Genomic DNA, 14,345 nt, shown 5'->3' with positions numbered 1-14,345 from the left:
TCCGCACGGTCGGCCCTGAGCGTTCGGTTCCGGCCGACGATCGTCGCATGACAGCACACGGGTACGACCTCGCCGTGGACGTGCGGGGGCTGCGCAAGCGCTACGGGGACGTGACCGCCGTCGACGGTGTCGATCTCGGCATCCGGCGCGGCGAGGTGTTCGGCCTGCTCGGACCCAACGGCGCGGGCAAGAGCACCACGGTGGAGATCCTCCAGGGCAACCGGGCCCGGGACGCGGGCGAGGTGTCCGTACTCGGGTCGGACCCGGCGACCGCCACGCGCGCGTGGCGCTCACGCGTCGGAATCGTCTGGCAGGACGAATCCGCACCCGCCGAGTTGACGGTCCGGGAGACCGTACGGCACTTCGCCCGCTGCTACCCCCGGCCGCGCGACCCCGAGGAGGTCATCGGCCTGGTCGGTCTGGAGCCGAAGGCGGACAGCCGGATCAAGGCGCTGTCGGGCGGTCAGCGCCGGCGCCTGGACGTGGCGCTCGGCGTGATCGGCGGCCCGGACCTGCTGCTCCTGGACGAGCCGACGACCGGGTTCGACCCGGCGGCCAGGCGGCAGTTCTGGTCGCTGATCCGCGCCCTGGCCGACGACGGCACGACGATCCTGCTGACCACGCACTACCTGGAGGAGGCGGAGGCGCTCGCGCACCGGCTGGCCATCGTCGCCAAGGGCCGGATCGTCGCCGAGGGCGAGCCCGGGGCGCTGCGGGAGCGGTACGGCACCGAGGCCGTCGTCGAGTGGACCGAGCCGGACGACAGTCCGCGCAGCGCGCGCACCGAGACGCCGGCCCGCACGATCGCCGGGCTCCTGCACCGCTTCGACGGCGAGATCCCGGGGCTGACGGTGAGCCGCCCCACGCTGGAGGACGTCTACCTCCGGCTCACCGGGCAGGAGGACACGGCATGACCACGACCGTCGTGCGGGAGAGCGGTGAGGTCGGCGCGGAGCGGCTGCCCGGTGCGTGGGGGCTCGGGCTGCGGCGGGGCGCGCTGGAGATCAAACAGTTCTTCCGGCAGCGCGACCAGGTGGTGTTCACCTTCGCCTTCCCGGTCGTCTTCCTGTTCCTGTTCGCGTCGATCTTCAAGGACGACGTGGAGGGCGCGGGGATCACCGCCTCGCAGCTGTACGTCCCGGCGATGATGGCCGCCGGCATCATGTCGACGAGTTTCCAGGCGCTCGGCATCTCGATCGCCGTCGAGCGGCAGGAGAAGGTGCTGCGCCGGCTGCGCGGCACCCCGATGCCGCCGATGGCCTACTTCCTCGGCAAGATCTGGCTGGTTCTTTTCACGGGTCTGCTGGAGACGGTGATCCTGCTCCTGATCGGCACCACCTTCTACGACGTGTCCCTGCCCTCGGACGCGGGCCGCTGGTTCGACCTGGCGTGGATCTTCGCGCTGGGGATCACGGCGTGCGCCCTGCTCGGCATCGCGATCAGTTCGGTGCCGAAGTCCGCGAACAGTGCCAGCTCCGTGGTCGTCCTGCCGTTCCTGGTGCTGCAGTTCATCTCCGGGGTGTACATCGCCATCGGCACCATCCCGGACTGGATGCTGACGATCGGTGCGCTGTTCCCGCTGAAGTGGATGTGCCAGGGGCTGCGCGGGGTGTTCCTGCCGGAGTCGGCGCAGGTGCTGGAGCAGGCGGGGAGTTGGGAACTCGGACGCGTGGCTCTGGTGCTCGCCGCGTGGTGCGTCGGAGGATTGGTGCTGTGCCTGCTGACGTTCCGCTGGAAGGACCGGCGCGAGGGATGAGCGATGCGGCGGATGCCGGCAGCGCCTACACCTGGGAGCGCTCGTTCCGGCTCTGGGACACGTACTTCGCGCTCATCTGGGTGGTCACCGTGGCCTATGTGCTGGCCGCGGAGCATCCCGGCTGGCCGGTCCGCGCGGTCGCGCCGGCGCTGCTCGTTCCGCTCGTTCCGCTGTACGTGAGGGTCGGGCGCCGTCTGATCCAGGGCGATCCGCCCGACCAGCGACAGGCGATGGGCTATCTGGCGGCGGCGCTGGCGTTGTTCCTGCCGTCGGCGGTGCTCGCCGGCGAGACGCGGCTGCTGACCTTCGCGCTGATCCCGCAGTGCTTCATGACACTGCGGTTGCGGTCGGCGCTGGTGGCCGTGGCCGTGATCAGCCTCGTGCCCGTGGTGGGCTGGGCGCTGCTGTGGCGTCCCGACACCCGGGACGTGGTCTTCAATGTGCTGTTCTGCGTGGTCACGCTGGTGTTCTCGGTGGCGCTCGGCAGCTGGACGATCCGGATCATCGAGCAGAGCCAGGAACGGGCCGAGTTGATCGCGGAGCTGGACGCGAGCCGGCACGAGATCGGCCGGCTGTCCGAGGCCCATGGGGCGCTGGCCGAGCGGGAGCGGCTGACCCGGGAGATCCACGACACGCTCGCGCAGGGGTTCACGAGTCTGGTGATGCTGGTCCAGGCGGTCGAGGCGGAGCTGGATCACGACAGGCCCGAGGCGCGGCGTCATCTGCGGCTGATGGACGAGACGGCCCGGCAGAACCTCGCCGAGGCCCGGGCGCTGGTCGCCGGGGGTGCTCCCGCTGACCTGGACGGCGCGTCCCTGCCGGACGCGCTGCACCGGCTCGCCGCGCGCCATGACGCGACGCTGGAGGTGACCGGGCCGGTCCGGATACTGCCCGCCGGGCCCGAGGTGGTGGCCCTGCGCGCCTGCCAGGAGGCGCTGGCCAACGCACGTAAGCACGCGGGGAGTTCGGTGACGGTCGAGGTGTCGCTGGCGTACGGGGACGACTCGCTCATGGTGTCCGTACGGGACGACGGCCGCGGCTTCGACCCGGCGGTGGTCCGCGGCGGATACGGTCTCGCGGGGCTGCGGGCCCGGGCCGTCGAGGTGGGCGGAACCGCGGAGGTGCGCAGTGCCCCGGGTGACGGCACGGCCGTGACCGTCCGGCTGCCGGTCGTGAGGAGGGAGATGCCGTGATCCGGATCATCCTGGCCGACGACCATCCCGTCGTACGGGAGGGGCTGCGGGCGATGCTCAGTGCCGAGTCCGACCTGGAGGTCGTCGCCGACGCGTCCAGTGGTCCGCAGGCGGAGGCGCTGGCGGCGGAGTTGCGGCCGGACATCGTGCTGATGGATCTGCGGATGCCCGGGGGCGGGGGTGTGGACTCCATCGTGCGGATGACGCGGTCCGGGCTGCCGTGCCGGGTGGTCGTGCTGACGACGTACGAGACGGACCGGGACATCCTGCGGGCGGTGGAGGCCGGGGCCGCGGGCTATCTGCTGAAGGACCTGCCGCGTGCCGAACTCGCGGGGGCCGTAAGGGCGGCGGCACGCGGCGAGACGGTCCTGGCGCCGTCCGTGGCGGCACGGCTGGTGGACCAGCTGCGGACCAAGCCGGAGCGCCCGCGGCTGTCGGAGCGCGAGGTGGCGGTGCTGCGGCTGGTCGCGGAGGGCTGCACGAACGGGGAGATCGGTCGCCGGTTGTTCATCGGCGAGTCGACGGTGAAGACGTATCTGCTGCGGATCTTCGGCAAGCTGGGGGTGGACGACCGGACGGCGGCCGTCACCAGCGCGATGCGGTACGGGCTGCTGGAGCAGTGAGAAAGGCGCCGGGTCTCCGGCGCCTTCCGCGCTCGTGTCAGCCCAGTCGGGCTTCCAGCTCTGCCACGATCTCGTTCACGCCCACCGCCGTCTGCTCGCCGGACTCCATGTCCTTGAGCTGGACGACGCCCTCGGCGAGGTCCCTCTCCCCCGCCACGACCGTGTAGCGGGCGCCGCTGCGGTTGGCGTTCTTCATGGCGCCCTTGAGGCCCTTGGCGCCGTAGGAGAAGTCCGCGGCGATGCCGTTCTTGCGGAGTTCCGTGACCTTGGCGAACAGGACCCGGCGGGCCTCCTCGCCGAGCGGGACGGCGAACACGCTGGTGGTGGCGGGGAGTTCGAGCTCGACGCCCTCCGCCTCCAGGGCGAGGACCGTGCGGTCGACGCCGAGGGCCCAGCCGACGGACGGCAGGGCCGGGCCGCCGATCATCTCGGAGAGACCGTCGTAACGACCGCCGCCGCCCACCGCGGACTGGGAGCCCAGACCGTCGTGGACGAACTCGAAGGTGGTGCGGGTGTAGTAGTCCAGGCCGCGGACCAGCTTCACGTCGTCCTCGAAGGCGACGCCCGCCGCCGTGATCAGCTCGCGGACCTCCTCGTGGTACGCCTTGCACGCGTCGCAAAGGTAGTCGCGCAGCAGCGGGGCGTCCCCCAGCTGCTTCTGGACCGACTCACGCTTGTCGTCCAGGACGCGCAGCGGGTTGATCTCCGCCCGGCGCAGGGTGTCCTCGTCCAGGTCCAGGCCGCGCAGGAAGTCCTGCAGCGCCGTCCGGTACACCGGGCGGCACTCCTGGTCGCCCAGGCTGTTGAGCAGGATCCGGAAGTCGCTCAGGCCCAGCGAGCGGTACGCCTGGTCGGCCAGGATGATCAGCTCGGCGTCCAGCGCCGGGTCCTCCGCGCCGATGGCCTCGGCACCGACCTGCGAGAAGTGGCGGTAACGGCCCTTCTGGGGACGCTCGTAGCGGTAGTACGAGCCGGAGTACCAGAGCTTGACCGGGAGGTTGCCCGCCTTGTGCAGGTTGGCCTCCAGCGCGGCACGGAGGACGGACGCCGTGCCTTCGGGGCGCAGGGCCAGCCTGTCGCCGCCCTTGGTCTCGAAGGCGTACATCTCCTTCGTCACGATGTCCGTCGACTCGCCGACACCGCGTGCGAAGAGCTCGACGTTCTCGAAGCCCGGCGTCTCGATGTAGCCGTAGCCGGAGTCCCGCAACGGCGCGGCGATCGCCTCACGGACCGCCAGGTACTTCGCGGAGTCCGGCGGGATCAGGTCGTACGTGCCCTTGGGGGCCTTGAAGGTGCTCACGGAAGGTCTCGTCACATTCCTCGTCGGGGAGCGTCGTGGGCTCCCTGGCCGGCCGCCACCTGCCGCAGATACGGATTGGTGGCACGCTCCTGGCCGATGGTCGTCTGGGGGCCGTGGCCGGACAGCACCACGGTCGAGTCGTCGAGCGGCAGGCACACGCGGCCCAGCGAGTCGAGCATCTCGGCCATGTCGCCGCCGGGCAGGTCGGTGCGTCCGATGGAGCCGGCGAACAGCAGGTCGCCCGAGAACAGGATCGGCGGGATGTCCGCCGCCTCGGGCATGCCGAAGGTCACCGACCCCTTGGTATGGCCGGGTGCGTGCGCGACGGACAGCTCCAGGCCCGCCAGCTCCAGCTTCGCCCCGTCGGCCAGCTCCTTGACGTCGTCCGGCTCCCCCACGGTCAGTTCACCCAGGAGCGGCATCCCGATGGAACGGCCGATCCCCTTCTCGGGGTCGTTCATCATGTACCGGTCGTCGGGGTGGATCCAGGCGGGCACGTCGTGCGCGCCGCACACCGGGACGACCGAGGCGACATGGTCGATGTGGCCGTGGGTGAGGACGACGGCGACGGGCTTGAGCCGATGCTTTCTGATCGCTTCCTCGACGCCGTCGGCGGCCTGATGGCCGGGGTCGATGATCACGCACTCCTCACCGGCGGCGGGGGCGACGAGGTAGCAGTTCGTCCCCCAGGCCCCGGCGGGGAACCCGGCAATGAGCACGATCGTCCTTCGTTGTGTCGATACGGGAGGCTGCGGCTGCTGACAGAGCCTACCGGCGCTGCCGATTCCTCAGCGAACCCATATACGGTACGGGGCACACGCGGGCGCTCGGCACACAGGACGCACGCGTACCGGTCGACGTTCGAGACCCATGAGGAGAGAACCCGGTGGTCAGCCAGGAACAGCGGCGGCGTCAGCTCGCCCGGGAGAAGTTCTTGCGGCAGCAGCAGCGACGCACGGACGCTCGACGCAAGGCCCGTATCCGCAACTCCGTGATCGCCTCGGCTCTCGGCGTGATCGTGGTGCTCTCCGTGACGGTCTTCCTGACCAAGCCGTTCGAGGACAACGGCAAGACGGAGAACGCGAACGCGGACGTCACGCCGAGCGCCACGCCCAGCAAGGCCCCGGACCCGTGCGAGAAGCCCGCCGCGGGCAAGGTCAAGTCGCAGACCTGGAAGAAGGAACCTGCGATGTCGATCGACGAGTCGGCGAAGTACACGATGAAGCTGGACACGACGTGCGGTGAGATAGACGTCGCGCTGAAGGCGTCGGCGGCGCCGCACACCGTCAACTCGTTCAACTACCTTCTCGGCAAGGGGTACTTGGACCACAGCAAGTGCCACCGGCTCACCAACCAGGGCATCTACGTCCTGCAGTGCGGCGACCCGCAGGGCACCGGCATGGGCGGACCCGGCTACACGATCCCGGACGAGAACCTCAAGGACAAGAGCCTCAAGGGCGGGGTGTACCCGGCGGGCACGGTCGCGATGGCGAACCAGTACAACGCCCAGACGAAGCAGGGGCGGGACAGCGGCGGCAGCCAGTTCTTCCTCGTCTACCAGGACAGTCAGCTGCCGCCCGACTACACACCGTTCGGTACGGTGTCCGAGGCGGGCATGAAGGTCCTGACGAAGATCGCCAAGGCCGGAGCCGAGGCTCCCGACCCTCAGACGGGCAACACGGCGCCCAACGCGACGGTCGTGATCAACAAGGCCACGATCACCGAATCCTGACCCCCAACTGCGAAATTTCGGTCGCGCGGGATGCGGACACGCCCCCCGCCGGTCGCCTATGTTGGCCGTGACGAAACTGTGGACGATGCCCGGGGGTGCTGAGGCCCCTCGCAGGCATCATGTGGAGGAGGCGCTGTGAGCAGCGACCCGTGGGGCCGCGTCGACGAGACGGGGACCGTGTACGTGCGTACGGCCGACGGCGAGCAGGTTGTCGGCTCTTGGCAGGCAGGCACTCCCGATGAGGCGCTGGCCTATTTCGAGCGCAAGTACGAGGGCCTGGTTGTCGAGATCGGCCTCCTCGAGAAGCGAGTGAAGACCACCGACCTGTCGGCCAAGGACGCCCAGGTCGCCATCGACCACATCCGGGAGCAGGTCGACGCGCACCACGTGGTGGGCGACCTGGATGCCCTGCGGGTCCGGCTGGACAAGCTCGTGGAGCAGGTGGAGGCGCGCCGCGAGGAACGCAAGGCGCAGCGGGCCCGGCAGTCCGACGAGGCGCGCAAGTCCAAGGAGGCGCTGGTCGCCGAGGCGGAGGAGCTGTCGCAGTCCGACCAGTGGCGGGCGGCCGGTGAGCGGCTGCGGGCCCTGGTGGACACCTGGAAGGGCCTGCCGCGCCTGGACCGCAAGTCCGACGACGACCTGTGGCACCGGTTCTCGCACGCGCGGTCGGCGTTCTCCAAGCGGCGCAAGCAGCACTTCGCGCAGCTGGACGCCCAGCGCGAGGAGGCGCGGCGGACCAAGGAGCGGCTGGTCTCCGAGGCCGAGGCGCTGTCGAACTCGACGGACTGGGGTGTGACGGCCGCGCGCTACCGCGAGCTGATGGGCGAGTGGAAGGCCGCGGGCCGCGCGCAGCGTGAGCACGAGGACGATCTGTGGAACCGCTTCCGCGGCGCTCAGGACGTCTTCTTCGCGGCCCGCAGCTCGGTCTTCGCCGAGCGGGACGCCGAGCAGGCGGAGAACCTGAAGCTCAAGGAGGAGCTGGCCGAGGAGGCCGAGAAGCTCCTGCCGGTCACGGACCTGAAGGCGGCCCGGGCCGCGTTCCGTTCCGTCAACGAGCGCTGGGAGGCCATCGGCCATGTGCCGCGCGACGCGCGGCCCAAGGTCGAGGGCCGGATGCACGCCGTCGAGCGGGCCCTCCAGGAGTCCGAGGAGGCCGAGTGGCGCCGGACGAACCCGGAGGCACGCGCGCGTGCCGAGGGTCTGACCGGCCAGCTCCAGGCCGCCGTGGACAAGCTGCGGGGCCAGATCGAGCAGGCCCGTGCGCAGGGCAACAACGCCCGGGCCGACAAGCTCGAGCGTGAGCTCGAGGGCCGCCAGGCGCTGCTGGACCAGGCGCAGAAGGGCCTTCAGGAGTTCGGAGGCTGATCCGTCGGTCGAGACCAAGAGGGCCCCGCACATGCCGTACGGGGCCCTCTTTCGCGTGGTGGTTACGACCTGCTGCGCGCCGACGTCACCCGGTAGACGTCGTAGACACCCTCCACGCCCCGGACCGCCTTCAGCACATGGCCGAGATGCTTCGGGTCGCCCATCTCGAAGGTGAAGCGGGAGGTGGCGACACGGTCGCGGGAGGTCTGGACGGCCGCGGAGAGGATGTTGACGTGCTGGTCGGACAGCACCCGGGTGACGTCCGACAGCAGCCGGGAGCGGTCCAGCGCCTCGACCTGGATGGCGACCAGGAAGACCGAGGACTGGGTGGGCGCCCACTCGACCTCGAGGATGCGCTCGGGCTCCCGGGACAGCGACTCCACGTTCACGCAGTCGTTGCGGTGAACCGATACACCACTACCGCGGGTGACGAAGCCGATGATGGGGTCGCCCGGTACGGGCGTACAGCAGCGGGCCAGCTTGACCCACACGTCCTCGACGCCCTTCACGACGACGCCCGGGTCGGCGCTGGAGCGGCGTTTGCGGCTGCGTCCGGGGGACGGCGGGACCGACTCGTCGATCTCCTCGGTGGCGGCCTCCTCGCCGCCGAGGGCCTGGACGAGCTTCTGCACGATGTTCTGCGCGGAGACATGGCCCTCGCCGATCGCCGCGTACAGCGCGGAGATGTCCGCGTAGCGCATCTCGTGCGCGAGGGTCACCAGGGAGTCGCCGGTCAGGATGCGCTGGATCGGCAGGTTCTGCTTGCGCATCGCGCGGACGATGGCGTCCTTGCCCTGCTCGATCGCCTCGTCGCGGCGTTCCTTGGAGAACCAGGCCCGGATCTTGTTGCGGGCGCGCGGCGACTTGACGAAGCCGAGCCAGTCGCGGGAGGGGCCGGCGCCGGCCGCCTTGGAGGTGAAGACCTCGACAAGGTCGCCGTTGTCGAGGGTGGATTCGAGCGGGACCAGGCGGCCGTTGACGCGGGCGCCGATCGTGCGGTGCCCGACCTCGGTGTGGACCGCGTACGCGAAGTCCACCGGGGTGGCGCTCGCCGGGAGCGCTATGACGTCGCCCTTGGGGGTGAAGACGAAGACCTCGTTGCGGGAGAGGTCGAAGCGCAGGGACTCCAGGAACTCGCCCGGGTCCTCGGTCTCCTTCTGCCAGTCCAGCAGCTGGCGCAGCCAGGCCATGTCGTTGAGGTGGTCGTCCTTGCTCTTGCCGGACGACTTGGGGGCGTCGGTGCGCACCTTGGAGGTGCCGGCGACGGCCTCCTGCTTGTACTTCCAGTGCGCGGCGATGCCGTACTCGGCGCGGCGGTGCATGTCGAAGGTGCGGATCTGCAGCTCGACGGGCTTGCCGCCGGGGCCGATCACCGTCGTGTGCAGCGACTGGTACATGTTGAACTTGGGCATCGCGATGTAGTCCTTGAACCGGCCGGGGACCGGGTTCCATCGCGCGTGCACCGTGCCGAGGGCCGCGTAGCAGTCACGGACGGTGTCCACGAGGACGCGGATGCCCACCAGGTCGTAGATCTCCGCGAAGTCACGGCCGCGGACGATCATCTTCTGGTAGACGCTGTAGTAGTGCTTGGGCCGGCCGGTCACGGTCGCCTTGATGCGGGCCGCCCGCAGGTCCTGCTGGACCTCGTCGGTGACGATCGCGAGGTACTCGTCACGCTTGGGGGCGCGCTCGGCGACCAGGCGGACGATCTCGTCGTACATCTTGGGGTAGAGGATCGCGAAGGCGAGGTCCTCCAGCTCCCACTTGATGGTGTTCATGCCCAGCCGGTGGGCGAGCGGCGCGTAGATCTCCAGGGTCTCGCGCGCCTTCTTCTCCTGCTTCTCACGCTTGAGGTAGCGCATGGTGCGCATGTTGTGCAGGCGGTCGGCGAGCTTGATGACCAGGACGCGCGGGTCCTTGGCCATGGCGACGACCATCTTGCGCACGGTCTCGGCCTGGGCCGCCTCGCCGAACTTGACCTTGTCCAGCTTGGTGACACCGTCGACGAGCAGGGTGACGACGTCGCCGAAGTCACGGCGCAGGTCGTCCAGGCCGTACTCGGTGTCCTCGACCGTGTCGTGCAGCAGACCGGCCATCAGCGTGGCCGGATCCATCCCCAGCTCGGCGAGGATGGTGGTCACGGCGAGGGGGTGCGTGATGTACGGGTCGCCGCTCTTGCGCTTCTGGCCGCGGTGCCAGCGCTCGGCGACCTGGTAGGCGCGCTCGATCTGGCGGAGCGTCGCCGTCTCGATCTTCGGGTCGTTGCTGCGCACTATCCGCAGCAGCGGCTCCAGCACCGGGTTGTACGGGTTCGCGCGCTGCACACCGAGCCGGGCCAGACGGGCGCGGACACGGTTGGAGGAGCCGGAGCGGGCCGGCTGTCCGGCTGCCTGACGTACCGCGGGCGGCGGGGTGGGCTTGGGCCGCGACTGATCGGCGGGTTTGTCGACCGGTGCCGCCTGGGCATGCTCGACCGGCCCGCGGGTGTCGTTCTTCGCGTGGGGCGCGTTCGGCGCGGGCTTCGCCGCGGCTGCCGAGGCGGACTCGGGCTTGGCGGCGGTCAGGTGCTGGGCCTCGTCTGACAAGAGGGCTCCTCGTGCGCGTTCCGGGTCCCCCGGTCAGGCTCCGGAGACCCCATGGTAGCCATCCTGTGCCCCAGGATCGCCTTCAGGCCAATGTGAGGACCGTCTACCCCGGGAACGCGAGAGGCGGGCACCGGATTCCTCCGGGCCCGCCTCCGCGGTGTCGTGCCGGTGTCCACCGGGCTGCCGTGGGCCTTCTAGACCGTGAGCAGCGCCTCCAGCGGGGCGCCGTTCAGAGCCGGCTCCAGGCGGGCGCGGCCGCCGAGGAAACCGAGCTCCATGAGCACGGCCAGACCGGCGACCTCGGCGCCGGCCCGGCGGATGAGCTGGACCGAGGCCTCGGCGGTGCCGCCGGTGGCGAGGACGTCGTCGACGATCAGGACGCGGTCGTCGGCGACCAGGTCCTCGGCGTGCACCTCGATCTCCGCCGAGCCGTACTCCAGGTCGTAGGCCTGGCCGAGGGTGGCTCCAGGGAGCTTGCCCGCCTTGCGTACGGGGACGAAGCCGAGGCCGGCGCGGACGGCGACCGGGGCGCCGAGGATGAAGCCGCGGGCCTCGAGGCCGACGATCTTGGTGGCGCCGGCGCCCTCGGCGATCTCCGCGAGGGCGTCGGTGAGCGCGGTGAACGCCGCCGGGTCCGCCAGGAGCGGGGTGATGTCCTTGAACATCACGCCCGGCTCCGGGTAGTCGGCCACGTCCCTGATGCGGCTCAGCAGCAGTTCCTTGATGTCGGTCATCGGCGCTTCCCCGAGGGGCGGCCCCGGCCGCGATTGCGGGCCGCGGGCTGGTTGCGCGGCCCGACGACCGCGGGTGCGGCGTCCTCGGGCTCGTCGGCGTAGGCCTCGTCCCCGGTCTCCGCCTCAGGGGTCTCGCCCTTGGCGGCCCGCTTGGCGAGGACGCGCTTCTTCAGGGCCTTCATCTGCGGCTCGCGCTCCTTGAGGTCGGCGACGAGCGGGGTGGCGATGAAGATCGAGGAGTACGCACCGGCGGCGAGACCGACGAACAGCGACAGCGAGATGTCGTTGAGCATGCCGGCGCCGAGGACACCGCCACCGATGAACAGCAGGCCCGCGACGGGCAGCAGCGCGACCACCGTGGTGTTGATCGAGCGGACCAGGGTGCTGTTGATCGAGCGGTTGGCGATGTCGCTGTAGGTCCAGCGGGTCTGCTTGGTGATGTCCTTCGTCTGTTCCTTGAGGCTGTCGAAGACCACGACCGTGTCGTAGAGCGAGTAGCCGAGGATCGTGAGCAGACCGATCACCGTGCCGGGTGTGACCTCGAAGCCGACGAGGGCGTAGATGCCGACCGTGATGGTGATGTCGTGGATCAGTGCGACGAACGCGGCCACCGCCATGCGCCACTCGAAGGCGATCGCCAGGTAGATCACCACCAGGACCAGGAAGATGCCCAGGCCCTGCCAGGCCTTGTTGGCGATCTGCTCGCCCCAGCTGGGGCCGACCAGCTCGGCGTTGATCTGCTCCGAGTCGATCTTGAGGTCGTCGGCGAGTGTGTTCTTGATGTCGTTCGCCGCGCCGGTGTCGATGCCGGCGACCTGGATGCGCATGCTGCGGTCGCCGAGCTGCTGGACGATCGCGTCGTGGCCGGAGGCCTCCTCCGCGTACCGCTCGGCCTGGGACACCGAGGCACTGGTGTTCTTCGGGGTGGTGAAGACGGCGCCGCCCTGGAACTCGATGCCCATGTTCAGGCCGCGCACCGCCAGGCCGGCGATGGCCAGGATGGTGATCAGGATGGAGACGCCGTACCAGATCTTGCGGTTCTTGACGAAGTCGTAGCCGACCTCGCCACGGTGGAGTCGGGCACCGAGGTTGCCAAGTTTCGACATCTCAGGCCTCCTTCGGGTCGGCAGGGGCGGCGGGGCGGCGGGTACGGCGCAGCGGCGGCTGGGCGCCCAGGCTCTTCGGGTCGAGGCCGGACCACTTGTGGCCGTTCGCGAAGAACGGGCGGCGGGCCATCAGCGTCAGCAGCGGCTTGGTGAAGAGGAACACGACGACCACGTCGAGCAGGGTGGTCAGGCCGAGCGTGAACGCGAAGCCCTGGACCTTGCCGACGGTGACGGCAAACAGCACCGCGGCGGCGAGGAACGACACGAAGTCGGAGACCAGGATGGTGCGCCGGGCGCGCGGCCAGGCCCGCTCGACGGCAGGGCGCAGGGAGCGGCCCTCACGGATCTCGTCACGGACGCGTTCGAAGTACACGATGAACGAGTCCGCGGTGATACCGATGGCGACGATGGCGCCGCACACGGCCGGCAGGTTCAGCGCGAAGCCGATGGCCGGGCCGAGCAGGGCCATGAGCGTGTAGGTGAGGGCCGCGGAGACCAGCAGCGAGAGGATCGCGATGAACGACAGGCCGCGGTAGTACGCCAGCAGGTAGATGACGACCAGCGCGAGACCGATGGCGCCGGCGATCAGTCCGGCCTTCAGCTGGTCACCACCCAGCGCCGCGGTCACGGTCGTCATGCTGTCGACCTTGAAGGTCAGCGGCAGCGCGCCGTAGGACAGCATGTTGGAGAGGTCCTGGGCGGACTGCTGGTTGAAGTTGCCGGAGATCTCGGCGTTGCCGCCGGTCAGGGCCTGCCGGACGTACGGGTCGGAGACCACGTCGCCGTCCAGGACGATCGCGAACTGGTTCTGCGGCGACTGGTTCTGCGCCAGCTTGCCGGTGATGTCCGCGAACTTCTTGGCGCCGCCGTCCGTGAAGTCCATCGTGACCGTCCAGCCCGCACCGGTCTGCGTGTTCAGGACGGCCTGGGCCTTGTCGACGTCGGTGCCGTCGACCGCGGCGGGGCCGAGGATGTACTTCTGCCACTGGCCCTGCGAGTTCTGGCCGCAGGCCAGGGTCATCTCGGAGGCCTTGACGCCGTCGCCCACGGATGAGCGGGTCTTCTCGTCGGTGCAGTCGAGCTTGGCGTACTGCTCCTGGAGCTTGCTCGCGTCGTCGCCGGAGGCGCCGCCGGTGGCGGACGGGGAGGGGCTGGCCTTCCCCTTGTCCGAGGCGCTCGCGGACGGCGTCGCGTCGGCCTTCAGCGCGTCGGTCACCGCGCGGCCCTGCGTCGTCGGGCTCGCCGACGGGGAGGCGGAGTTCTTCTCGGTGGCCTCGGGCTTGTCGCTTGCCTTGCCGGACGGCTTGTCCGTGGGGCTTCCGGTGCCGCTGGGCGAGGGGCTGGCCGTCTTGCCGCCGCCGGAGACCTCGGTGGTGAGGACCGGGCGGAAGTAGAGCTTGGCGGTGGTGCCGACCTGCTTGCGGGCCTGCTCGGAGTTCGTGCCCTTGGGGATGTTGACGATGATGTTCTTGTTGCCCTGGGTCTGCACCTCGGACTCGGAGACACCCAGACCATTGACACGGCGCTCCATGATGGAGACGGCGGTGTCCATGTTGGTCTTGTTGATCGCCGCCTCGTTACCGGCCTCGGGCACCGCTTGGAGCGTGATGCTCGTACCGCCGGCCAGGTCGATGCCGAGACGCGGCTTCGTGTGCCCCGAGGCGAACATCCCACCGGTGAGCGCCACGAGGGCGATCAGGATCAGGGCCAGCGAGCGCCCCGGCTTGCTCTGGGCGCTCGCGCTCCGGCCCTTTTTAGGTGTGGCCACCTTCTCGTACTCCCTCTCGGGCCACCTCGCTCCGGATCGGCGGACGGGCGGCCATGACATGGTGTCGGGACTCCGTGCGAGCTGGGCGTGGGGGGGGGGGGGGGGGGGGGGGGGGGGGGGGGGGGAGGGGGGGAGAGGGGGGGGGGGGGGGGGGGAGCAGAGAAGGGATATCCGCGCCCTATC

12 protein-coding genes are annotated in these 14,345 nt (G+C 70.1%); 6 read left to right on the top strand and 6 right to left on the bottom strand.

Annotated features, from left to right (window positions below; genetic code table 11):
* Nucleotides 1-47 precede the first annotated feature (47 nt).
* From ACZ58V_RS37610 to ACZ58V_RS37595, 4 genes are read left to right on the top strand one after another with little or no spacing between them, the layout of a single operon-like run.
* Nucleotides 48-914: an ABC transporter ATP-binding protein gene (locus ACZ58V_RS37610; RefSeq protein WP_471295736.1), complete on the top strand. Its 867-nt coding sequence runs from the start codon at nucleotides 48-50 to the stop codon at nucleotides 912-914.
* A complete protein-coding gene (locus tag ACZ58V_RS37605; RefSeq protein ID WP_471295734.1) occupies nucleotides 911-1,756 on the top strand; it encodes an ABC transporter permease in 846 nt (281 codons plus the stop codon). The genes ACZ58V_RS37610 and ACZ58V_RS37605 overlap by 4 nt, the downstream gene beginning before the upstream one ends.
* Nucleotides 1,753-2,949, top strand: coding sequence for a sensor histidine kinase (locus ACZ58V_RS37600; protein ID WP_471295732.1), 1,197 nt, complete (start codon nucleotides 1,753-1,755; stop codon nucleotides 2,947-2,949). The genes ACZ58V_RS37605 and ACZ58V_RS37600 overlap by 4 nt, the downstream gene beginning before the upstream one ends.
* Nucleotides 2,946-3,572, top strand: coding sequence for a response regulator (locus tag ACZ58V_RS37595; RefSeq protein ID WP_468199240.1), 627 nt, complete (start codon nucleotides 2,946-2,948; stop codon nucleotides 3,570-3,572). The genes ACZ58V_RS37600 and ACZ58V_RS37595 overlap by 4 nt, the downstream gene beginning before the upstream one ends.
* Nucleotides 3,573-3,609: 37 nt before the next feature.
* On the opposite strand, the gene hisS is transcribed toward ACZ58V_RS37595, so the two are convergent.
* A complete protein-coding gene (hisS, locus tag ACZ58V_RS37590) occupies nucleotides 3,610-4,872 on the bottom strand; it encodes a histidine--tRNA ligase (RefSeq protein ID WP_468199242.1) in 1,263 nt (420 codons plus the stop codon).
* A gap of 11 nt (nucleotides 4,873-4,883) precedes the next feature.
* The gene (locus tag ACZ58V_RS37585; protein ID WP_359896489.1) at nucleotides 4,884-5,591 is read right to left on the bottom strand and encodes an MBL fold metallo-hydrolase; all 708 of its coding nucleotides are present in this window, start codon (nucleotides 5,589-5,591) and stop codon (nucleotides 4,884-4,886) included.
* 167 nt (nucleotides 5,592-5,758) lie between these two features.
* Between ACZ58V_RS37585 and ACZ58V_RS37580 the strand changes: the two genes are divergently transcribed.
* Together ACZ58V_RS37580 and ACZ58V_RS37575 are read left to right on the top strand one after the other, a co-directional pair.
* Nucleotides 5,759-6,604: a peptidylprolyl isomerase gene (locus ACZ58V_RS37580; protein ID WP_189726454.1), complete on the top strand. Its 846-nt coding sequence runs from the start codon at nucleotides 5,759-5,761 to the stop codon at nucleotides 6,602-6,604.
* Between the two features lie 135 nt (nucleotides 6,605-6,739).
* On the top strand, nucleotides 6,740-7,969 hold the full coding sequence (locus ACZ58V_RS37575; protein WP_471295729.1) for a DUF349 domain-containing protein: 1,230 nt from the start codon (nucleotides 6,740-6,742) through the stop codon (nucleotides 7,967-7,969).
* A gap of 62 nt (nucleotides 7,970-8,031) precedes the next feature.
* On the opposite strand, the gene relA is transcribed toward ACZ58V_RS37575, so the two are convergent.
* The 4 genes from relA to secD all read right to left on the bottom strand — a co-directional run bounded on the left by relA (nucleotide 8,032) and on the right by secD (nucleotide 14,162).
* Complete coding sequence (gene relA / locus ACZ58V_RS37570) at nucleotides 8,032-10,554, bottom strand: GTP pyrophosphokinase (protein ID WP_468199248.1); 2,523 nt, start codon at nucleotides 10,552-10,554, stop codon at nucleotides 8,032-8,034.
* Nucleotides 10,555-10,748: 194 nt separating this feature from the next.
* Nucleotides 10,749-11,288 carry an adenine phosphoribosyltransferase gene (locus ACZ58V_RS37565; protein ID WP_468199251.1) on the bottom strand — a complete coding sequence of 180 codons (540 nt, stop codon included), beginning with the start codon at nucleotides 11,286-11,288 and terminating at the stop codon, nucleotides 10,749-10,751.
* Nucleotides 11,285-12,394, bottom strand: a complete 1,110-nt coding sequence (gene secF, locus ACZ58V_RS37560; RefSeq protein ID WP_468199253.1) for a protein translocase subunit SecF — start codon at nucleotides 12,392-12,394, stop codon at nucleotides 11,285-11,287. The genes ACZ58V_RS37565 and secF overlap by 4 nt, the downstream gene beginning before the upstream one ends.
* 1 nt (nucleotide 12,395) lies before the next feature.
* Nucleotides 12,396-14,162: a protein translocase subunit SecD gene (gene secD / locus ACZ58V_RS37555; RefSeq protein ID WP_468199256.1), complete on the bottom strand. Its 1,767-nt coding sequence runs from the start codon at nucleotides 14,160-14,162 to the stop codon at nucleotides 12,396-12,398.
* Between the last annotated feature and the right edge of the window lie 183 nt (nucleotides 14,163-14,345).

This window comes from Streptomyces sp. NPDC040589, assembly GCF_055594445.1.
Note: the sequence above shows the minus strand (reverse complement) of the source record. Positions and strands in the feature narration are given on the sequence as shown.

Excerpts from the sequence above, each read along its gene's own strand:
- ACZ58V_RS37610 (WP_471295736.1), top strand. The coding sequence starts at position 48 with ATGACAGCACACGGGTACGACCTCGCCGTGGACGTGCGGGGGCTGCGC.
- ACZ58V_RS37605 (WP_471295734.1), top strand. The coding sequence starts at position 911 with ATGACCACGACCGTCGTGCGGGAGAGCGGTGAGGTCGGCGCGGAGCGG.
- ACZ58V_RS37600 (WP_471295732.1), top strand. The coding sequence starts at position 1,753 with ATGAGCGATGCGGCGGATGCCGGCAGCGCCTACACCTGGGAGCGCTCG.
- ACZ58V_RS37565 (WP_468199251.1), bottom strand. The coding sequence starts at position 11,288 with ATGACCGACATCAAGGAACTGCTGCTGAGCCGCATCAGGGACGTGGCC.
- secF (WP_468199253.1), bottom strand. The coding sequence starts at position 12,394 with ATGTCGAAACTTGGCAACCTCGGTGCCCGACTCCACCGTGGCGAGGTC.